Raw genomic sequence first — 19,674 nt, forward strand, 5'->3', positions numbered from 1 at the left:
GACAGAGGGCGTCGGCTCAGTTGATCATGGACGGGGGGCGGGGGCCGGGAGGCGCCGCCACTTCTCCTGTACGACGACCTCGCGGAGCCGCCAGCCGTCGTGCGTGCGCAGCAGCCCGAAGGCGTAGCGGCCGCCGCAGATGAAGTCCGGGGCCGCACCGGCTCCGTCGCCGTCCCGGTCGATGCGCATCGGATTGACGTAGTCGGCCTGGACGCGGGCCGTGTCGCCCGTGTCGTGCTCCCACTGGCCGAAGGCGATACGCCGGTTGACGATCAGATGCTGCCGCATCGAGAACACCCGCAGGCTCTCCGCGAGCCAGGTGGCGACCTGTCCGGCGTCTCCCTCGACACCGCCGGCCGAGCGGTAGTCCGCGCGTCCGTCCGAGGCGAACAGCTTTCGGTACCCCTCCCAGTCGCCGTCGTCCACGGCCACCGCGTACTCGGTGATCAGTTCGTCGACGGCCAGCCGGTCCATCACGGTGGCGAGCTCCACACGCTGCGTCATCGGCTCAGTGTTGGGCACGGGGCGGGCGGGGCCAAGAGGCGTGCGGTGACATTCGGGTGGCGGGCCGGGTGGCGGCTCATGGCGTCGCCTGCTCGTCGAGGTCGTCGGCCGCCCACGCGGCCGCCACCGGCAGGAACTCGTGTTCGGCCGCGTGCGCCGCCATCCGGGCGTTCCGTGTCCCGGCCTCCGGCCCGTCCGGGAGGTGGAACTCGTCGCCCGCGTGCGCGGAGCGGGCCTGCATCCGCGTGGCGGTGGCCAGCCGGCGGCGTACGTACCGGTCGAGCGCGGCGGGTGCGTCGGCGGGGTCCGTGTCCGTGAGGCAGTCGCCGAGCACGGCCGCGTCGAGGATCGCCTGGGCCGCACCCTGGGCCTGGAACGGCACCATCGCGTGGGCGCTGTCGCCCAGCAGGGCGACCCGTCCGGAGTTCCAGCGGGGGAGCGTGGAGCGGGTGTGGATGCCCCAGCGGTACATCCGCCCCGCGCGTTCGAGGACCCGGACGATCCGGGGATCCCACCCCTCGAAGGCGTGCAGCGGCTCTCCGGGCTCCGCGAGGGCGGTCCACGACTCCTGTGCCGCCTTTGCGCCGAACACGGCCACGACGTTGAGGAGTTCGCCACGGCGCACCCGGTAGTGGACGAAGTGCCGGCCGGGGCCGAGCCAGATCCCGGTGTCCGGCAGGTCCAGATCGGCGACCTGCCCGGCCGGGAGGAGCGCCCGGTACGCGGCGGTCCGGGAGAACACCGCCTCGTCCGCGCCGAAGAGCCACTGGCGGGCCGCGGAGCGGATGCCGTCCGCGGCCACGACGAGGTCCGCCGTCAGCCGTTCGCCGCCGGCCGTCGTCACCTGGGCGGACCTGTCGTCCTGGCCGATCCCCACGACCCGGGTGCCGAGCCGCACCGACTCGGGCGGCACGGCGGCGGCCAGGGCCTGCTGCAGATCGGCCCGGTGCAGTTGCAGATAGGGCGCCCCGAACGCGTCGTCGACCTCGCGGCCGAGCGCGTAGTGGCAGATCTCCGTCCCGTCGGACCAGGTGCGGAAGCTCAGTGGGCCGGGCGGGGCGGCCTGCGCGGCGACCGCGTCGAGCCGGCCCAGGCGGCGCAGCACCCGCGTCGCGTTGGGCGCGAGCTGGATTCCGGCGCCGGCCTCGGTGAACCGCGGCAACTGCTCGACCAGCGTGACCTCGTGCCTGGCGCGGCGCAGACTCAGCGTCGCGGCCAGCCCGCCGATGCCCGCGCCTATGACGATGGCTCGCATGGCACGACGGTAGCGAAGGGAACTCCGGTGCCGTACGAGGGATTTCGGGCTTCGGTGCGACCGCGGCCGAGGGCCCGCGGTGCGTCGGCCCTCTGCCCCCCAAGGGGTGAAGACGTCTCCATCATGACAGGTCGGAGGCCGTTTTCGTAGGACGAACGGCACTGCTCAGCAGCCTTGTTGGGCCCCTGTCCGGCCTCCAGAATCGCCGTCATGGATCACGCGGAGAAGGTCGATCAGGATGCGGTGCTCAGGGCGCGGACGATGCTGCTCGAGTCGGGACGGCCGAGCGTGGCCCGGCAGGTCGAGGCGTACCGGGTGCTGGCGGTGGTGAGTCCGTTGACCTATATGCCGAAACTGGCCCAGGCGCTGCTGTCGGCCTCGTACGAGCCGGAGATCCGGGACCTGCCGGAGGCGAAACTGGCCTGGCGCGCGGAGGCGGCGGCCACGGCAAGGCGTGTCGACGAGAGCGACCCGAACCGGACCGAGTTGCTGGTCCGGGCCCTGGACGCCTACAGGTTCGGCCTGTACGAGGTCGGGCGCCGGGCGGAGGGGCTGGCCGTCTGCGAGGAGATGGCCGAGGCCGGACGGTGGGGCTTCGAGCACGGTCAGGTGCAGCACCCCGCCTACGGGCACTGGCCGCTGGCGGTCGTGCTGGCCGAGGAAGGGCGACACGGGGAGGCGGCGGAGATCTGCGGCAGGGTGGTGGACGCGGAGCGTCCGTTGACTCCCGGAGACAACTCCTTCTGGTCGCAGGTCGAGTGGACGGCCGCACTGGACGCCGCCGGACGGCACGAGGGGGCGCTGGACGCCTTCGCGGAACTGGTGGAGGTCACCAGGGCGGAAGTCGCCGCGCAGGACAAGGCGTTGGCGATGCAGATCTGGCAACTGGTCCACCTGGCCGGGATGCTGGACGCCGCGGGGCGCCACGGCGAGGCCGGCGCGACGCGGCAGGAGGCCCTCGCGCACCTGGCCGAGCTGGACCTCACAGGGGAACCCAAGAGCTGGAGCAACATCCTGTCGTGGTGGAGCACCCTCTTGGCCCTGTCGGGCCGGCCGGCGGAGCCCACACCGTCCGCGGACGCGCCGGGGCCCGCGTTCGGTGCGGCACTTCTCCAGTGGTCGCCCGATGTCAGGAAGGCGTACTTCGACGGACTGGGGCCGCTCGCCGACCAGGTCGAGGCGCTGCGCCAGGATCCGTCCTCCTCTCTGCCCGAACTGGTCGGCCTGCACCGCAGACTGACCGTCCGCACCGCCGTGTACCGGGAGCGCCGCAGCCACCGCATCCTGAAGCCGCTTCGCCCCGTATTCGACGAGAGGGTGGCCCTCGCCCGCCGTCTCGCCGAACGGGAGGAGCTGGGCCGGGCCTTGACGGACCGTTCCATGTTCCTGGTCGCGGCCAAGCAGTACGGCGAGGCCTACGACGACTTCCGCGAGGCCTGCGCCCTGCTGGACCGGTGATCCGGCAGATCAGAGCAGAGCGCGCAGCCGCTCGAACGCCGTCGGTGTCGGGCGGTCCGGCAGGAACTCCTTGATGCGCAGGGCGCATTCCCTCGCGGTGGCGCTGTCGGTGTCGCACTCGACGTCGTAGATCCCGTGGGAGTGCACCTGTGCCAGTTGGCCGGCCGCGAGCCCGGGCGGCCGGTCGCCCCGCTCACTCTCCCGGCGCGCGAGCTCCAGGGGCGGGCAGTGCACGCCGACGAACACCACGTCCCGGGGTGCGAACAACGAGAGGCAGTCGTGGAGCCGCCACGGGGCGCTCAGCACATGGTCGACGACGACGTTGTTCCCCGCGGCCGCCATCCCCGCGACCGCGCGGTGGAAGCCCTGCCAGGTGCGGTGCAGCAGGGCGCCCACCTGGTCCGGCGGCACGGGGACGCTCGACCGCATCGCGTGGAAGGCGTCCACGGGCATGTGGAACCAGGGTTCGTCGAGGATCGACAGCAGTTCGGTCGCGATGCTCGACTTGCCCGAACTGGAAGTGCCGTTCAGGAAGATGACGAGACCCTGGCGCGGGGGGACGCTGTCGAGATGCTCCATGGGTGGATCTTAGGAGGCGCTTCGGCGGCGGGTGAGGGATCATCGTCCGATGACCCACGCCGCTTCCTTCCGCCACCAGTTCCGGTCCGGCGGCTTCTACGAGTTGGGCATCGAGGTCGGTTCGACGGACGACATCGGGCTTCAGGCCGTCCTGAGCGCGGTCTGGGCCGCGGCGGGCGTGCAGGGGTGCTACGGGCACGGGGACCGGGAGCCGGAGGAGCAGGAGGTCGTGCCCTGCACGGTCGCCTCGCTGGAGGAGTTCGGGCATCTTCACGGCCGGGTGCGGCTGCCTTCGGGGGACCTTGTCGCGTGCGGGGTCATGGCGGTGCGTGGCGGTGACGACAGCAGTGACTGGCTGGACTTCTATGTGCCGGACAGCGCGCTGGACGCTGTCGGAGTCCCCTACTGGGACGGTCGGTCCTTCTACCGCTCCGCCCTGATCGACGACTGGCTGGCCGCCATCGCCACGGAGGCGTTCCGCAGCGCGCCGTTCAGCTGTGCCGTCGTCGGATGGGAGGTCTCCGGCTCCGTCGACGCGGCGTCACTGGCCGGTGAGCTGCCCGAGAAGCGGGGCGTGGGGTATCTGGTGCCCCGCGACGGTGTCCTGCGCTACGGCCCGGCCAACGACTGAGCCACGGGCCTTGGTTCAGGCCGCCTTGATGACGGTCCCCCGGATCGCGGCCGCCCACTCGACCACCAGCAACTCGTATTCCTTGCGCTCCTGGGCCGACAGCGATCCGCCTGCCCGCATCCACAGCGCACGGATCTGCTCGTTCACTTCGGCAGCAGACCGCGCGGAACCAGAGGCCACGGAATAGGGGGGCATGCGGACAAGCCTAAGGGCAGGAACTGACACTCCGCTACCGAACGGCTACACACAACGTATGTGATGGGTCACGGTGTTCGCTGTGTGAACGTGTTGACTCCGCTGTCGTGGGCGTCAGCCGGCCGACTCCGCCGCGTGCGGGCTCAGCCCGCCGAACGTCACCAGCAGGATGATCACGATGCCGAGCGCGATGCGGTACCAGACGAACGGCATGAAGCTCTTGGTCGAGATGAACTTCATGAACCACGCGATGACCACGTATCCGACGATGAACGCGATGATCGTCGCGAAGATCGTCTGGGGCCAGTCCACGTGACCGCCCTCCATCGCGTCCTTGGTCTCGAACAGACCGGACGCGAGGACCGCGGGGATGGCGAGGAGGAAGGAGTAGCGGGCCGCGGACTCGCGCTTGTAGCCCATGAAGAGGCCACCGCTGATGGTGGCACCGGAGCGGGAGACACCCGGGATGAGGGCGCAGGCCTGGCAGAGGCCGAAGATCAGGCCGTCCCGTACGCCCAGGTCCTCCAGGCCCTTGCGCTGCTTGGCCGCGCGGTGCTTGCCGCCGCTCTCGTCGCGGGCCGCCATCCGGTCGGCGATGCCGATGATGATGCCCACCACGATCAGCATGGTCGCCGTGATCCGCAGATCGCGGAAGGGCCCCTCGATCTGGTCCTTGAGCGTCACGCCGAGCACCCCGATGGGGATCGAGCCGACGATGACCAGCCAGCCCATCTGGGCGTCGTGGTTGCTCCGCATCTCCTTGTTGAACAGGGATCGGGTCCACGCCGAGATGATCCGCCCGATGTCCTTGCGGAAGTAGATCAGTACGGCCGCCTCGGTGCCGATCTGCGTGATGGCGGTGAAGGCCGCGCCGGGGTCGTCCCACTTCGCGAAGGCCGCGGTCAGCCGCAGGTGCGCGCTGGAGGAGACGGGGAGGAACTCGGTCAGCCCCTGGACGAGTCCGAGGATGAAGGATTCAAACCAAGACATGAAGGTAGGGAGTCCAAGCGCTGATCGGGGGAGGAGTAACGGGCACACCGAGCCGTCCGGGCGCGGTGATCACAGGTGTGGAGGGCAGCCTAGCGGCCTCGGATGACAGGCCTGGCACGGGGTGCGGGCCGGGCGCCGGTGAGCAGGGGGTACGGGCTGTTGACCGGCCAGGGTGCCGCCGCTTAGGTTGCTGCGGAGAGAAAGCGCTTGCTGCTCCGATGGCAGGTGTCGGCGCTGTCCGCCGTTCGTTCGAGGAGTGCTGATCGCGTCCATGTCACCCACCACTCCCTACGACGGGCGCCGCATCCGGGCAGCCGTCATCGGTACCGGCGCCATCGCCCGGGGCTCCCACCTGACCGCGCTCGGCGCACTCGCCGAGCAGGGCGAGGTCGAGGTGGTCGCGGCGGTTGACATCGATGCCAAGGCCGTCGAGGCGTTCTGCGCGGTGGGCGGTGTCCCGCACGGCTACACCGACCTGGACCGCATGCTGCGCGAGCAGCGCCCCGACCTCGTCACCATCTGCACGCCGCCGACCCTGCACCGCGACCAGACGGTCGCCGCGCTGCGCGCCGGGGCCTGGGTGTGGTGCGAGAAGCCGCCGGTGCCGACCCTCGCCGACTTCGACGCCGTGGAGGCGGAGGAGGGCAAGGAAGCCGGCCCGTACGCCTCGATCGTCTTCCAGCACCGCTTCGGCTCCGGCACCCGGCATGTGCGCCGGCTGCTCGACGGGCAGGACCTGGGCCGCCCGCTCGTCGCGCACTGCCAGACCACCTGGTACCGCGACACCGCGTACTACGCCGTGCCCTGGCGCGGCCGCTGGGAGACCGAGGGCGGCGGCCCGGCGATGGGCCACGGCATCCATCAGATGGATCTCCTCCTCGACCTGCTCGGCCCGTGGAGCGAGGTGCGCGCCATGGCCGGGCGGCTGGTCCACGACGTGGAGACCGAGGACGTCTCGACCGCCTTGGTCCGCTTCGAGAACGGCGCGCTGGCCACGGTCGTCAACAGCGTCCTGAGCCCCGACGAGGTCAGTCGCATCCGCATCGACTGCGAGCGCGCGACCGTCGAGCTCACCCATCTGTACGGTCACAGCAACGAGAACTGGGCCGTCACCCCGGCGCCCGGCGTGCCGGACGAGCAGGCCGCCGCCTGGCGGGACTTCGGCGCGGACGTGCCCAGTTCGCACACGGAGCAGCTGCGCGAGCTGGTCGCCAGCATGCGCGCCGGGGAGCGGCCGCGCAGCAGCGGTGCCGACGGACGTGGCAGCCTGGAACTGATCGCCGCGCTGTACAAGTCGGCGTTCACGGACGTCACGGTGCGGGCGGGCGAGATCGGCCCGGGCGACCCGTTCTACACGGCCATGCACGGGAACGCGCCCGGCTGGGCCCCCGTCGTCAGCGAGGAGGTGCCCGTATGACCGGGCTGCGCATCGTCCACGCGCACGGCGACCGCGTCACCGTGACCGACCCGGCCACCGGCGTGGAGCTGCTCTCCTACGTCTACCGGCCGGAGGCGGCCTGGGAGGCCCCCAAGCCGTACATCCACCCGCTGCGGACCCTGGCCGGCGACGTCGTCACCGACTACCGCCCCAACGACCACCGCTGGCACAAGGGCCTGTCCCTGACCGCCTCGCACCTGTCGGGCGCCAACCTGTGGGGCGGCAACTCGTACGTGCACGGCGAGGGCTACCTCGAACTCCCCGAGCGCGTCGGGTCGATGGCACACGTCGGCTTCGACGAGGTCAGCGCCGACGACGACCGGGTCGTCATCGCCGAACGGCTGACCTGGCACCCGTACAGCGGCGAGCTGTGGGCCGAGGAGCAGCGCCGGATCGAGATCCACGACGTGGACCAGCGGTCCGGATCGTGGGCGCTGACCTGGACGAGCGCCGTCACCAACCGGCGTGACGAGCCGCTGGTCTTCGGCAGCCCTACCACCGCCGGACGCGAACTCGCCGGGTACACCGGCCTGTTCTGGCGCGGCCCGCGCGCATTTCGCGACGGCCGCATCATCGCGCCGGACGCCGAGGGCCCCGGTCTGCTCGGTGCGCAGGCCCCCTGGCTGGCCCTGTCCGGCGAGCACGACGGCACCGACGGCCACGCCACCCTCGTCTTCGAGCACGCCCCGGAGAACGACCACCTCGGCGCCGAAGGCGCCCACCCGGCCCACTGGTTCGTCCGCAACGAGCCGTGGGCCGGCGTGGCCCCCTCCTGGGCCTTCTACGACGAACTCGAACTCGCCCCCGGCGACACCCTCACCCGCCGCTACCGCGTCGTCGTCGCCGATGGCGCCTGGGAGCGGGAGGAGATCGCCAAGTACCTGGAGGCACACCCGTGGTGACCGCCTTCGAGGGACTGCCCGGCGGGATCGCCGTCTCGCATCTGTGCGTGTACGACTGGCCCGCCGCCGACGGCGTCTCCGGCGGAACCCCCCATATGCATCTGACCTGTTCGGAGGCGTACGTCGTCACCGGCGGCCGGGGTTCGGTGCAGACCCTCACGACGTCCGGGTACGAGGACACGCCCCTCGTGCCCGGCACGGTCGCCCGGTTCACGCCGGGCACCGTCCACCGGCTGGTCAACGAGGACGATCTGCGCATCACCGTCCTGATGCAGAACAGCGGGCTGCCGGAGGCGGGGGACGCGGTGCTCACGCTGCCGCCGGAGTACCTGGCCGACCCGCGGACGTACGCCGCCGCGACGGCCGTCCCCGCGGACGCGCCCGAGGCGGAACGGGAACGCGCCGCACGGGCCCGCCGCGACCTCGCTCTGGAGGGCTACCGGGTACTGCGGGAGGCCCCCGAGGGCCTGGCCGACTTCCATCGCGCGGCCGCCGCCCTCGTACGGCCGCGACTGGCCGAGTGGCGGGAGCGCTGGCGCGACGGTGCGGCGGCCGCCGCCGCGGCGACGGGGGAGCAGCTCGACCGCCTCGAACAGGGCGACCTCTCCCACCTCGCCGACGCCGTCGTACGGTCCGAACAGCCCTCGGAGCACGGCAGGTTCGGGATGTGCGGGCGGCTGGACGTCTACAAAGGCGACTGACCCGGCTGTTCCGTCGCGACACGGAGGGCGCGGGCGCCTAGCCTGGAGTCATGGCCACGGTGCAGGTGGGCGGCCTCGAAATCGCCTACGAGCGCGTCGGACAGGGGCCACCACTGGTCCTCGTGCACGGCGCGGCCGTCTACGCGCGCGCGTGGCAGCCGCAACTCTCCGGACTGGCCGACGAGTTCACGGTCGTGGCCTGGGACGAACCGGGGTCCGGACGGTCCTCGGGCATCCCTCCCGGGTTCGGCCTCGCGGACTACGCCGACTGTCTCGCCGCGCTGATCGAGGAGCTGCGGCTCGGCCCGGTCCACGTCGCCGGCCTCTCCTGGGGCGGGACGGTCGCGCTGGAGCTGTACCGCCGCCATCCGTCACTCGTCAGGACGCTGCTCCTGGCCGACACCTACGCCGGCTGGAAGGGCTCCCTGCCCCCGGAAGAGGTGGCGGCCCGCGTCGAGGGGGTGGAGCGGATGCTCGCCGTGCCCCGCGAGCAGTTCGATCCGACGCTGCCGGGTCTGTTCGCCGGTGACCCGCCCGCCGAGTTCGTGCCGCTGCTCGACGCCATGGCGCGGGACGCCCGCCCGGAGACGCTCGGGGCGCAGCTCTCGATGATGGCCGGGACCGATCAGAACGACCTGCTGCCCGGGATCACGGTGCCGACGCTGCTGCTCTGGGGCGAACTGGACGCGCGTTCACCGTTGAGCGTCGCCCACGCGTTCCGTGCGGCGATCCCGGGCGCCGAGTTGGTGGTGCTGCCCGGCGCCGGGCATGTCAGCAACCTGGAGCGCCCGCAGGACTTCAACCGGGAGGTTCGCGCGTTCTGCCGCGCGCACAGCTGACCGGCCCGCACACACCCTTACGCCACCGAAGGCCCCGCGACCGTCCAGCCGGGTGTCTGCGGATGGGCCGTGAGGTCCTCGTGACGGACCTGCTCGCCGCATGCCGCGCAGGTGACGACCGGTGCCAGTTCGTTGCCGCAGACATGCTCGACCACCATGGGACGGTCGCCGTCCTCGCGGAGGTGGCGGTCGCCCCAGGCCATGAGGGTGACCAGGACCGGCTCCAGTTCGAGTCCCGCCGGGGTGGGCCGGTACTCGAAGCGCTGCGGCCGCTCGCTGTAGGCCCTCTTGGTGAGGATCCCGGCGTCGACGAGCCGGCGCAGACGCGTGGCGAGGACGTCGCGCGGGGCGCCGATGTTGCGCACCAGCTGGTCGAAGCGACCGTTGCCGAGGCAGACCTCGCGCAGGACGAGCAGGGAGTACTTCTCGCCGACGAGCGCCAGGGTGTCGGCGATGGAGCAGGGGCGCGGGTCCTTGGTGGCGGCCATGGTGCCGATTCTAGGGGAGTTTCCGGCGAGGGTTTGAATTTCCAACCCACAGGGCTATGGTGAGTTTGGATTTCCTACTGACCGGTAGCGCCTGGTTCTCGGCGCCCGGTTCTCTCGTACTGGAGGCCGTCCATGCGTGACGCAGTGATCGTCGAAGCCGTACGCACTCCGATAGGCAAGGGCAAGCCGAACGGTGCCCTCGCCCACGTCCACCCCGTCGAACTCCTCGCCCACACCCTGCGCACCCTCGTCGAGCGCTCCGGCGTCGACCCGGCCCTCATCGACGACGTCATCGGCGGCACCGTCGACCAGGTCGGCGAGCAGGCCATGAACACCACCCGCTACGCCCTCCTGTCGGCGGGCTTCCCGGAGACGGTCCCCGCGACCACCGTGGACCGCCAGTGCGGCTCCTCCCAGCAGGCCGTGCACTTCGCGGCCCAGGGCGTCATCTCCGGCGCGTACGACCTCGTCGTCGCCTGTGGCGTCGAGTCGATGAGCCGGGTGCCGATGTGGTCCAACGTGCCGCCCGGCAAGGACCCCTTCGGCCCCGGCGTCGCCGAGCGCTACCCGGAGGGACTCGTCCCGCAGGGCATCAGCGCCGAACTCATCTCGGCGAAGTGGTCGATCGCGCGCGAGCAGATGGACGCGTTCGCGGTGTCGTCCCACCTCAAGGCCGCCGAGGCCTGGGAGAAGGGGCTGTTCGACGCGGAGGTCGCGCCGCTGGAGGGTGTGGCGCGCGACGAGTGCGTACGGCCGTCCAGCACGGCCGAGATCCTCGCCGGGCTCAAGCCCGCCTACTACGATCCGGCCTTCGCCGAGCGCTTCCCGCAGATCGAGTGGAACGTCACCGCGGGCAACGCGAGCCCGATCAACGACGGCGCGTCGGCCGTCCTGATCACGTCGAGCGAGACCGCGGCCCGGCTCGGCCTGCGGCCGCTGGCCCGGCTGCACAGTTTCGCCGTCACCGGATCCGACCCGATGCTCATGCTCACCGGTGTCATTCCGGCCACGGAGAAGGTGTTGCGGAGGGCTTCACTGACCCTGGACGACATCGACCTGTTCGAGGTCAACGAGGCGTTCTCCAGCGTGGTGCTGGCGTGGCAGCAGGAGACCGGGGCGGACCTCGACAAGGTCAATGTGCACGGCGGTGCCATCGCGATCGGGCATCCGCTGGGGGCGAGCGGGACGCGACTGACGACGACGCTGGTGCATGCCATGCGGGAGCGCGGGGCCCGGTATGCGTTGCAGACCATGTGCGAGGCGGGTGGACTCGCCAACGCCATGGTGCTCGAAGGGGTGTGAGCGGCGCCCCGCGTTCTCAGCGGCCCCGCAGATGATGGCGCTTGCGCCAGGCCACCACCGCTCCCACCAGTGCCGGGACCGCGATCGCCGCCATCGCGATCAGGAACGCCGGGGACGTCGGTGTCGACGCACGGGCCCCTGCCACGACGTACGCGGCGGTGTTCGGGATCGAGCCGAGCGCCGTCGCCAGCAGGAACGGCACGTAGCCCATGCGCGAGACCGCGGCGCAGTAGTTGGCGGCGGCGAACGGGACGCCGGGGAACAGCCGGATCGCCAGCATCGAGCGGAAACCGTGGCGGCTGAGCTGGCCGTCGGCGCCCTGCAGCAGGCGACCGCGCAGCAGCGGGCGGAGGGCGCCCTGGCCCAGCACCCGGCCCAGCGTGAAGGCGATGCCGGCGCCGAGCACCGTGCCCGCCAGTGCGGCGCCGATACCCAGCTGCGAGCCGAAGAGCGCGCCTGCGGCCAGGTTCAGCAGCGGGCGCGGCACGAACGCCACCGCGCACAGCCCGTACGCCACCGCGTACACCAGGGCGGCCGCGGCCCCGCCGAGCTCCGGTGGCCAGCCGTCGGCCAGCAGCCGCTGTGGCTCCAGGAGCAGCACGGTCGACCCGGCCGCCACGAGGAGCGCGACGAGCAGGGAGAGCCGCGACCAGGGCGAGAGCAGCACTCTCGAGCAGCGCGCGGCGAGACCGACGGTGACGGGTGCGGCAAGGGCGAGCTCCGTGGCGGCCGCCGGGGGAGGGGCCGTGGCTGTGCCCCCAGAGCGGGTGGTGGCATCGAGCATCCGGTGACACTAACCGACCCATGTGTGTGATCGCCGTATGGTTCGTCTCATGAGCGTCACAGGTGTGGGATCTCCCTCACTTCCGCACAGCACTCTCGCGGACACCGTGCTGGAGCGGCTCACCGCCGTCTACGGCGCCGCGGCCGACCCCGAGCGGGCCGAGCCGATGCGCGCGTACATGAAGGACGTCGCCCCCTTCCTCGGCCTCACCACACCCGTGCGCCGCTCCCTGTCCCGCACCGTCCTGGAGGGCACGCCCCGCCCCGACGAGGCCGACTGCACCGCGATCGCCCTGCGCTGCTGGGAGCTGCCCGAGCGCGAGTACCAGTACTTCGCCGTCGACTATCTGCGCCGCCACGCGCGCGTGCTCCCGTCCGGCTTCCTGCCGGTGGCCCGGCATCTCGTCTCCACGGTCCCCTGGTGGGACACCGTCGACCTGCTCGCCGCACATGTCGTCGGCGCGATGGTGACCGCCGACCCGAAGCTCACGGCCGACATGGACGCCTGGATCGTGGACGACGACCTGTGGATCGCCCGCACCGCCCTGCTCCACCAACTGCGTTACAAAGAACACACCGACGCCGACCGCCTGTTCACCTACTGCCTGCGCCAGTCCGGGCACCCCGACTTCTTCATCCGCAAGGCGATCGGCTGGGCGCTGCGCGAGTACGCCAAGACCGACCCGGAGGCCGTACGGGCCTTCCTGGCCCGGGAGAAGGGCCGCTTCGCGCCGCTGTCGGTACGGGAAGCGCTCAAGAACATCGGCGCCTGACATCCCGTAGCTCGAAAAACCATTCGACTCCGGGCGGGGCGTCGGCAATGATCGGCCTCATGTTCCGGCACGCCTTCCTCTTCGCAGCATCCGCAGTCGCGGATGCACCGAAGGCTGCCGTTGAAATCTTCCTGGCCGCTGTCGACGGCGCCCGAAGCTGACCCTCTCCGGATTGTCCGGCGGACCCCGCAGGGGGAGGGTCGGCCAGTTCCCCGGGGTCCCCGTCACCAACGAAGAGGCTTCGAGGAATCGCCATGCCCAAGACGGCATACGTGCGCACCAAACCGCATCTCAACATCGGCACCATGGGTCACGTCGACCACGGCAAGACCACCCTGACCGCCGCCATCACCAAGGTCCTCGCCGACCGCGGCGCCGGCACTTTCGTCCCGTTCGACCGCATCGACCGGGCCCCGGAGGAAGCCGCGCGCGGCATCACCATCAACATCGCGCACGTCGAGTACGAGACCGACACCCGGCACTACGCGCACGTGGACATGCCGGGCCACGCCGACTACGTCAAGAACATGGTCACCGGCGCCGCGCAGCTCGACGGGGCGATCCTCGTCGTGTCCGCGCTCGACGGGATCATGCCGCAGACCGCCGAGCACGTGTTGCTCGCCCGGCAGGTGGGCGTGGACCACGTGGTCGTCGCCCTGAACAAGGCGGACGCGGCGGACGACGAGCTCGTGGAACTCGTCGAGCTGGAGGTCCGCGACCTGCTCACCACGCACGGGTACGGCGGCGACGCGGTGCCTGTCGTACGGGTCTCCGGGCTCAAGGCGCTCGAGGGCGACCCTCGGTGGACCGCGTCCATCGACGCGCTGCTCGACGCGGTGGACACGTATGTGCCCATGCCGGAGCGGTACTTGGACGCGCCGTTCCTGTTGCCGGTGGAGAACGTGCTCACCATCACCGGCCGCGGGACGGTCGTCACCGGTGCGGTGGAGCGGGGCACGGTCCGGGTGGGCGACCGGGTCGACGTGCTCGGGGCGGAGGTCGAGACCGTCGTCACCGGGCTCGAGACCTTCGGCAAGCCCATGGACGAGGCGCAGGCCGGGGACAACGTGGCGCTGCTGCTGCGGGGCGTTCCCCGGGACGCCGTACGGCGTGGGCATGTGGTGGCCGCGCCGGGCAGCGTGGAGCCGCGACGGCGGTTCTCGGCGCAGGTGTATGTGCTGTCCTCGCGTGAGGGAGGCCGTACGACGCCGGTGTCGACGGGGTACCGCCCGCAGTTCTACATCCGTACCGCGGATGTGGTCGGGGACGTCGACCTGGGTGAGGTGGCTGTCGCGCGGCCGGGGGAGACGGTCGGGATGACCGTTGAGCTGGGCCGTGAGGTGCCGCTGGAGCCCGGGCTCGGATTCGCCATCCGTGAGGGCGGCCGGACCGTCGGCGCGGGGACCGTGACAGCCGTCGAGTGAGCGTGGCTGAGGTGGGTGGGGGACTGCGGGGCCGTCGTGAACGGTCGCGCAGTTCCCCGCACCCCTTCGGGGCGCGTCCCCGCCGACGCGGGACAGCAGGGTCACCGGCACAATGACCGAGTGACCGAGCCCATCCCCGTCGCCCGTGCCGTCGATCACGGGTTCGCCAAGCTCATGCCCGACGTCGACCGTGCCCGGGCCTGGCTGCTCACCGTCGACGGGGCGCCCCAGTCGTACGTCGATCTGGACGAGCCGACGCATCTGGAGTTCGAGTACGCCCGTCGGCTCGGGCATGTGCTGGACACCGTCGCGGAGGCGGGGCGGCCCTTGGACGTGCTGCATCTCGGGGGCGGGGCGCTGACGCTGCCGCGCTACCTCGCCGCCACCCGGCCCGGGTCCCGGCAGGACGTCGTGGAGGCCGACCAGGAGCTGTTGCGGTTGGTCGTGGAGCATCTGCCGCTGCCCGACGGGGCTCCGATCGCCCTGCACGGCGCCGATGCGCGGGCGTGGCTGGAGGCCGCTCCGGCCGACTCCGCGGACGTGCTGGTCGCCGATGTCTTCGGAGGCTCGCGGGTGCCCGCGCACCTCACGTCCCTCGGGTACGTCCGGGAGGCCGACCGGGTGCTGCGCGACGGGGGCGTCTATCTGGCCAACCTCGCCGACGCGGCGCCCTTCGCCTTCCTGCGGTCCCAACTGGCGACCCTGGGCACGGTGTTCCCGCAGCTCGCGCTGATCGCCGAGCCGGGGGTGCTGCGGGGCCGGCGGTTCGGGAACGCCGTGGTGGTCGCCGCCCGGGAGCCCTTCGACACGGCCGCGCTCGCCCGGCTCACCGCCTCCGACGCCTTCCCCGCCCGTGTCGAGCACGGGGCCGCCCTGCGGGACTTCACCGGCGGCGCGCGGCCCGTGCGGGACGAGGACGCCGTGCCGTCACCCGAGCCCCCCGACGGCGCGTTCGGCATCGGCTGAGTCGACCGCGGCGGACCGCGCCACCGGCTTGCTCCGCCGCCTGAGGTTCCGTACGTCCGGTACGCACAGCACCGCCGCGGTCACCACCACGACCAGCGCCGCGCAGCCCCACAGCGCGTGGGAGCGGCCGAACGCCGACTCCGCCGGACCGGCCAGCGCGGTCGCCAGCGGCACCATCGCGACGGAGCCGAACCAGTCGTAGGCCGAGACCCGGGAGAGCTTGTCCTCCGGAATTTCCTGATGGAGGGCGGTCATCCAGCTCACCCCGAAGACCTCCACCGTCACGCCGGTCAGGAACATCACCGCGCACAGGACCCCGGCCGACGTGGGCACCGCGAGGGCGGCCGAGGGGAGGGCCAGGGGGAAGACACCGAGGGTGCCCCAGAGCAGCAGACGGCGTGGCTTCCAGCGGGTCATCAGCAGGGCGCCGGCGACCGTGCCCGCGCCGAAGAAGCCCAGGGCCAGGCCCCAGGGGCCGGCCCCGCCCAGATGGTCGCGGGCGACCAGCGGGCCGTAGACCGCGTCGGCGGCGGCCACGACCGCGTTCGCGATCGAGAACTGTACGACGATGCCCCACAGCCACGGCCGGCCGCTGAACTCCCGCCAGCCCTCCCGGAGGTCGGCGAGCAGGCCGTCGCCCGGTGTGCGTGGCGCGATATGGCTCACGTCGAGGAAGGCGCGCAGGGCTCCGGCCGCCGCGAACGCCGCCGCGTCCGCCGCCAGCACCCAGCCCGGGCCGATCGCGGCGACCATCGCGCCGCCCAGCGCGGCCCCGCCGACGGTCGCACCCTGCATCGCCATCCGGAACACCGCGAAGGCCCGGCTCGCCTGCTCGCCGGAGACCGAGGACATCAGCATGCCCTCGGCGGCCGGGCTGAAGAACGCCTGGCCGGTGCCGCCCAGCGCGGTGAGCAGCATCATCTGCCACAGCTGTGGATCCCCGGCGAGGACGAGCACCGCGAAGACGCCCTGCGACACACAGTTGAGGGCGTTCGCCGCGACCATCACCCGGTGCCGGGGGAGCCGGTCCGCGATCGCGCCGCCGATCAGCAGGAACACCACCAGCGGGAGCGTCCGCGCGGCGGCCACGAGTCCCACGTCACCGCCGTCGCCACCGGTCTCCAGGACGGCGAACGCGGCGGCGATCAGCGCGCCGTGGCTGCCGAGGCCGGTGACGACCGCCGAGGCGGTCAGCAGACTGTAGTTGCGGCCGGCCCAGTCGGGTCTGCGGCGGCGTATCGGGGCATCGGCGGAGGTCACCGGCCGACTATCCCCGGTCCGTACCCGGCTTGCCAAACCCATTACGGGCCGACGCCATGCCGGTCAGCCCGTGGGCTCGCCGTACAGCCGGACCGTGCTGAGGATCTTCTGGACCGTCGCGTCCGGCACCTCGTCAGCGGTGCCCTTGACCCCGTGGAACGTCCAGGAGACGAAGTCACCCGCGGAGTTCTTGAACGCGAACGTCGTCGCCTTGCCGTTCGTGTCGCACTTGTCCGTCTTCGGTACGCCCGTCGAGTAGGTCGTGGCGACGCTGCCCTCGATGCCCGAGGCCGTGGTGTACGCCTTCGCCTTGCCGATGGTCAGGAGCTTCTTGGAGGCGTCCTTCTGGTCGGTGTATCCGCCGAACACCCACCAGGCCGAGTCGTTGCGGGCGACGTCGCCGGTGTTCTTGGCGCCGTTCTGTCCCTTGGTTCCGGCCGTGCCGAGCGCCTTGTCGCCGGCGGTGCCGTCCTTGTCGGAGTCGGAGGTGCACCACTTCTCCTGGACGTAGGCCGGTGCGGACATGCCGATGAGGGCCGAGCCGTCGCCCTTCTTCTCGTCCTCGTAGCCGATGAACACGCCGGGCGACTCGACCTGCCAGTCAGCCGGGACGTCGAAGGCGGTGCCCCACTTCGGGTTGACCACGACCTTCCAGCCGTCGACGGTCGCCTTCGCCCCGTCACCGCCCCGCGGATCGTCCCCGGTGGTCGGGCTCGCCGAGGTGGGCGCCGGGGTCGTGGCGGTCGGGGTCGGGTCGCCGCCCTCGTCCGCCGTGTCGTCCTTGTCACCGCCGAGGACGAGGAAACCGGTCACACCGGCGGCCACGACGACGGCCAGGGCGGCCACGATCGCCGTGATCTTCGTTCGATTGCCACCGCCACCGCCACCGCCACCGCCGCCACCGCCACCGGGACCTGCGGGCTGCGGTGGCCGGGGTATGTCCCACTGGGGCTGCTGCCCGTACGGGGTGGGCTGCTGATAGCCGGGTTGCTGGTACGGATTGGGCTGCTGGTACCCGGGCTGCTGGTACGGGTTCTGCTCGCCCCCGGGCGGCTGCTGTTCTGGCCACATGGCCGACCACCCTAGGGGGGCGAGGAGGCCGGTGCTCCGCACATCCGCGAAGCGGCGGCCTCCCCGGGGGCTCAGCCCGTCGGCTCGCCGTGCAGCCGGACCGTGCTCAGGATCTTCGTGATCGTCGCGTCCGGGAGCTCATCGTCGACACCCGTGGCCCCGTACAGGCTGAACGCCACGAAGTCACCGGCGGAGTTCTTGAACCCGAACGTGACCGCCTTGCCGTCGCTCGCGCACTTGCCCTTCTGGGGCGTGTTCTTCGAACGGGCCCAGGCGATGCTGCCCTTGACGCCCGACGTCGTGGTGAACGCCTTCGCCTTCTCGTCGAACGTGATGCTCTTCTTGTCCGGCTGCGTGTAGCCGCCGTACACCCACCACGCGACCTGGTTGACGGCCACCTCGTCGGTGCTCTTGGCGCCGTTCGCGCCCTTGGTGCCCGCGGTGGCGAGGGCGGTCTCCTCCTTGTCACCGTTCTTGTCGTCGTCGGAGGTGCACCACTGTTCCTTGAGGTACGCCGGCGCCGACATGGTGATGATGGGCTTGTCGCCGGCCTTGGCGTCGTCCTCCTCGAAGCCGATGATCATGCCCGGTGACTCGACCTGCCAGTCCGCCGGGACGTCGAAGGCGGTGCCCCACTTGGGGTTGATGACGACCTTCCAGCCGTCGATCGTCGCCTTCTCCTCCTCGCCGCCGCGCGGGTTGTCGTCCGAGCCGGAGCCCGACGCGGACGGATCGGTCGAGGCGGACTTCGACGGAGGCGCGCTCTGGCCGGTCTGCTTGTCCGAGCCGCCGTCCGCCTCGTCGTCCTTGTCACCGCCGAGGACGAGGAATCCGGTCACACCGGCGGCCACGACGACGGCCAGGGCGGCCACGATCGCCGTGACCTTCGTACGGCTGCCACCGCCGCCGGGACCTCCGGGCTGCGGCGGCTGGGGCGTGTCCCACTGGGTCTGCTGCCCGTAGGGGTTGGCCTGCTGATAGCCGGGCTGTTGGTACGGATTGGGTTGCTGGTACCCCGGCTGCTGGTACGGGTTGTTCTGGTCCTGCGGGTTCTGCTCGCCCCCGGGCGGCTGCTGTCCTGGCCACATGGGCAGCCACCTTAGTGGCGTCCATGCATCGATTCGGTCACCGCCCCTTGTCAGGGACGTAGCAAGTCAGGACTCCTCGGGCGTGAACACGCGTACCGTGCTCAGGATCTTCTCGACCATGGCCTGCGGAACCTCCTCGTCGACGCCCGCGGCGCCGAAGAACGACCACGACGCGAAGTCACCCTCGGCGTTCTTGAAGGCAAAGGTCGTCGCCTTGCCGTCCGTGTCGCACTTGTCCTGCCGCTCCACCCCGGAGGACTCCGACGTGGCGACGCTGCCGGTCAGGCCCGACGCGGTGGTGAAGGAGGTGGCGGACGCGGTGGTCACCTTCTTCCGGTCCGGCTGGGTGTACATGCCGTAGACCCAGGCCGCGGAGTCGGCGCGGGCGATCTCCTCGGTGCTCCGCGCGCCGTTGTTGCCCCGTGATCCGGCGCTCGCCAGCGGGGTGTCGTCGGTCCTGCCGTCCTTGTCGTCGTCCGAGGTGCACCACTGCGCCTTGAGGACGGCGGGCCCCTTCATGGCGACCAGCGGTGTCTCGTCGGGATCGTCGTCCTCCGCGACGTAGGACACCCAGTCCCTCGACTCCAGTGCCCAGTCCGCCGGAACGTCGAAGGCGACGCCGAGGTCCGTGTTCGCCACGGCCTTCCAGCCGTCCACGGTCGGCTTGAGGCCGTCGGCCGTGCGCGGGTCGCCGGACGCGGACGGCGATGCCGAGGAACGCGTCGGGTCCGGTGCCGCCTCGTCGTCGCCGTCGCCCCCGAGGAGGACGGCGCCGGTCACCAGGACGCCGACCACGACGGCCGCGGTCGCGGCGAGGGCGACGGTTCTCGTACGCCGGTTCCCGCCGTCCGGGGCGGGCGGCGGCGGTTGCGCGGTGTACGGGTTGGGCTGCTGATATCCCGGCTGCCGATAGGGGTTCGCGTCCTGCTGCGGATTCGTTCCGCCCCCCGGCGGTCGCTCTCCTGGCCACATGGGCGGTAAGGATACGACGATCATCACACCGACCTGGTCATACGAGGCTACTCGT

At 71.5% G+C, this 19,674-nt stretch carries 21 protein-coding genes; 10 read left to right on the plus strand and 11 right to left on the minus strand.

All coding sequences use genetic code 11. From position 1 onward, the window contains the following. Window positions 1–24: 24 nt before the first annotated feature. Window positions 25–504: a nuclear transport factor 2 family protein gene (locus tag ACIOHP_RS38905; RefSeq protein ID WP_401894866.1), complete on the minus strand. Its 480-nt coding sequence runs from the start codon at window positions 502–504 to the stop codon at window positions 25–27. A 76-nt stretch (window positions 505–580) separates the two neighbouring features. After that, entirely contained in the window at window positions 581–1,759 is a 1,179-nt protein-coding gene (locus ACIOHP_RS38910; protein WP_401894867.1) for an FAD-dependent monooxygenase, read from the minus strand. A gap of 210 nt (window positions 1,760–1,969) precedes the next feature. Between ACIOHP_RS38910 and ACIOHP_RS38915 the strand changes: the two genes are divergently transcribed. Beyond that, window positions 1,970–3,217 carry a hypothetical protein gene (locus tag ACIOHP_RS38915; RefSeq protein WP_401894869.1) on the plus strand — a complete coding sequence of 416 codons (1,248 nt, stop codon included), beginning with the start codon at window positions 1,970–1,972 and terminating at the stop codon, window positions 3,215–3,217. A 9-nt stretch (window positions 3,218–3,226) separates the two neighbouring features. On the opposite strand, the gene ACIOHP_RS38920 is transcribed toward ACIOHP_RS38915, so the two are convergent. Beyond that, window positions 3,227–3,796, minus strand: a complete 570-nt coding sequence (locus ACIOHP_RS38920) for a chloramphenicol phosphotransferase CPT family protein (protein WP_401894871.1) — start codon at window positions 3,794–3,796, stop codon at window positions 3,227–3,229. Between the two features lie 49 nt (window positions 3,797–3,845). On the opposite strand from ACIOHP_RS38920, the gene ACIOHP_RS38925 reads away from it, so the two are divergent. Continuing rightward, window positions 3,846–4,427, plus strand: a complete 582-nt coding sequence (locus tag ACIOHP_RS38925) for a hypothetical protein (protein WP_401894872.1) — start codon at window positions 3,846–3,848, stop codon at window positions 4,425–4,427. Window positions 4,428–4,442: 15 nt separating this feature from the next. Here ACIOHP_RS38925 and ACIOHP_RS38930 read toward each other — a convergent pair whose 3' ends face one another. Both ACIOHP_RS38930 and ACIOHP_RS38935 read right to left on the minus strand, forming a co-directional pair. After that, entirely contained in the window at window positions 4,443–4,622 is a 180-nt protein-coding gene (locus tag ACIOHP_RS38930) for a hypothetical protein (RefSeq protein ID WP_266832654.1), read from the minus strand. 114 nt (window positions 4,623–4,736) lie between these two features. Continuing rightward, the gene (locus tag ACIOHP_RS38935) at window positions 4,737–5,612 is read right to left on the minus strand and encodes an undecaprenyl-diphosphate phosphatase (RefSeq protein WP_351684897.1); all 876 of its coding nucleotides are present in this window, start codon (window positions 5,610–5,612) and stop codon (window positions 4,737–4,739) included. A 271-nt stretch (window positions 5,613–5,883) separates the two neighbouring features. Here ACIOHP_RS38935 and ACIOHP_RS38940 point away from each other — a divergent pair, with 271 nt between their 5' ends. From ACIOHP_RS38940 to ACIOHP_RS38955, 4 genes are read left to right on the plus strand one after another with little or no spacing between them, the layout of a single operon-like run. Then, a complete protein-coding gene (locus ACIOHP_RS38940) occupies window positions 5,884–7,029 on the plus strand; it encodes a Gfo/Idh/MocA family protein (protein ID WP_401894875.1) in 1,146 nt (381 codons plus the stop codon). Then, complete coding sequence (locus ACIOHP_RS38945) at window positions 7,026–7,952, plus strand: PmoA family protein (RefSeq protein ID WP_401894877.1); 927 nt, start codon at window positions 7,026–7,028, stop codon at window positions 7,950–7,952. Before ACIOHP_RS38940 ends, ACIOHP_RS38945 begins: the two co-directional genes overlap by 4 nt. Continuing rightward, a complete protein-coding gene (locus ACIOHP_RS38950) occupies window positions 7,946–8,653 on the plus strand; it encodes a cupin domain-containing protein (RefSeq protein ID WP_401894880.1) in 708 nt (235 codons plus the stop codon). The genes ACIOHP_RS38945 and ACIOHP_RS38950 overlap by 7 nt, the downstream gene beginning before the upstream one ends. Window positions 8,654–8,703: 50 nt before the next feature. Next, on the plus strand, window positions 8,704–9,492 hold the full coding sequence (locus tag ACIOHP_RS38955) for an alpha/beta fold hydrolase (protein WP_401894882.1): 789 nt from the start codon (window positions 8,704–8,706) through the stop codon (window positions 9,490–9,492). Window positions 9,493–9,509: 17 nt separating this feature from the next. Here the strand turns inward: ACIOHP_RS38955 and ACIOHP_RS38960 are convergent, their stop codons facing one another. Beyond that, the gene (locus tag ACIOHP_RS38960; RefSeq protein ID WP_401894885.1) at window positions 9,510–9,980 is read right to left on the minus strand and encodes a winged helix-turn-helix transcriptional regulator; all 471 of its coding nucleotides are present in this window, start codon (window positions 9,978–9,980) and stop codon (window positions 9,510–9,512) included. 132 nt (window positions 9,981–10,112) lie between these two features. Between ACIOHP_RS38960 and ACIOHP_RS38965 the strand changes: the two genes are divergently transcribed. Further along, the gene (locus ACIOHP_RS38965; RefSeq protein ID WP_361547453.1) at window positions 10,113–11,282 is read left to right on the plus strand and encodes a thiolase family protein; all 1,170 of its coding nucleotides are present in this window, start codon (window positions 10,113–10,115) and stop codon (window positions 11,280–11,282) included. A gap of 16 nt (window positions 11,283–11,298) precedes the next feature. On the opposite strand, the gene ACIOHP_RS38970 is transcribed toward ACIOHP_RS38965, so the two are convergent. Then, window positions 11,299–12,066 carry a VTT domain-containing protein gene (locus ACIOHP_RS38970; protein ID WP_361547456.1) on the minus strand — a complete coding sequence of 256 codons (768 nt, stop codon included), beginning with the start codon at window positions 12,064–12,066 and terminating at the stop codon, window positions 11,299–11,301. 49 nt (window positions 12,067–12,115) lie between these two features. Between ACIOHP_RS38970 and ACIOHP_RS38975 the strand changes: the two genes are divergently transcribed. The 3 genes from ACIOHP_RS38975 to ACIOHP_RS38985 all read left to right on the plus strand — a co-directional run bounded on the left by ACIOHP_RS38975 (window position 12,116) and on the right by ACIOHP_RS38985 (window position 15,228). After that, window positions 12,116–12,838, plus strand: coding sequence for a DNA alkylation repair protein (locus ACIOHP_RS38975; protein ID WP_401894888.1), 723 nt, complete (start codon window positions 12,116–12,118; stop codon window positions 12,836–12,838). A gap of 254 nt (window positions 12,839–13,092) precedes the next feature. After that, window positions 13,093–14,262: an elongation factor Tu gene (gene tuf / locus ACIOHP_RS38980; RefSeq protein ID WP_361547462.1), complete on the plus strand. Its 1,170-nt coding sequence runs from the start codon at window positions 13,093–13,095 to the stop codon at window positions 14,260–14,262. Window positions 14,263–14,382: 120 nt separating this feature from the next. Further along, window positions 14,383–15,228, plus strand: a complete 846-nt coding sequence (locus ACIOHP_RS38985; protein WP_361547465.1) for a fused MFS/spermidine synthase — start codon at window positions 14,383–14,385, stop codon at window positions 15,226–15,228. Here the strand turns inward: ACIOHP_RS38985 and ACIOHP_RS38990 are convergent. The 4 genes from ACIOHP_RS38990 to ACIOHP_RS39005 form a co-directional block, all read right to left on the minus strand. After that, complete coding sequence (locus ACIOHP_RS38990; RefSeq protein WP_361547468.1) at window positions 15,190–16,530, minus strand: MFS transporter; 1,341 nt, start codon at window positions 16,528–16,530, stop codon at window positions 15,190–15,192. The genes ACIOHP_RS38985 and ACIOHP_RS38990 overlap by 39 nt on opposite strands. Before the next feature lie 21 nt (window positions 16,531–16,551). Continuing rightward, window positions 16,552–17,559, minus strand: coding sequence for a hypothetical protein (locus ACIOHP_RS38995; protein ID WP_401894889.1), 1,008 nt, complete (start codon window positions 17,557–17,559; stop codon window positions 16,552–16,554). Between the two features lie 71 nt (window positions 17,560–17,630). Beyond that, the gene (locus ACIOHP_RS39000; RefSeq protein WP_361547474.1) at window positions 17,631–18,647 is read right to left on the minus strand and encodes a hypothetical protein; all 1,017 of its coding nucleotides are present in this window, start codon (window positions 18,645–18,647) and stop codon (window positions 17,631–17,633) included. Between the two features lie 66 nt (window positions 18,648–18,713). Then, the gene (locus tag ACIOHP_RS39005) at window positions 18,714–19,619 is read right to left on the minus strand and encodes a hypothetical protein (RefSeq protein ID WP_401894890.1); all 906 of its coding nucleotides are present in this window, start codon (window positions 19,617–19,619) and stop codon (window positions 18,714–18,716) included. Window positions 19,620–19,674: the final 55 nt, after the last annotated feature.

It is taken from the genome of Streptomyces sp. NPDC087859 (genome assembly GCF_044742595.1).
In the GTDB taxonomy this organism is placed as follows: domain Bacteria; phylum Actinomycetota; class Actinomycetes; order Streptomycetales; family Streptomycetaceae; genus Streptomyces; species Streptomyces canus_F.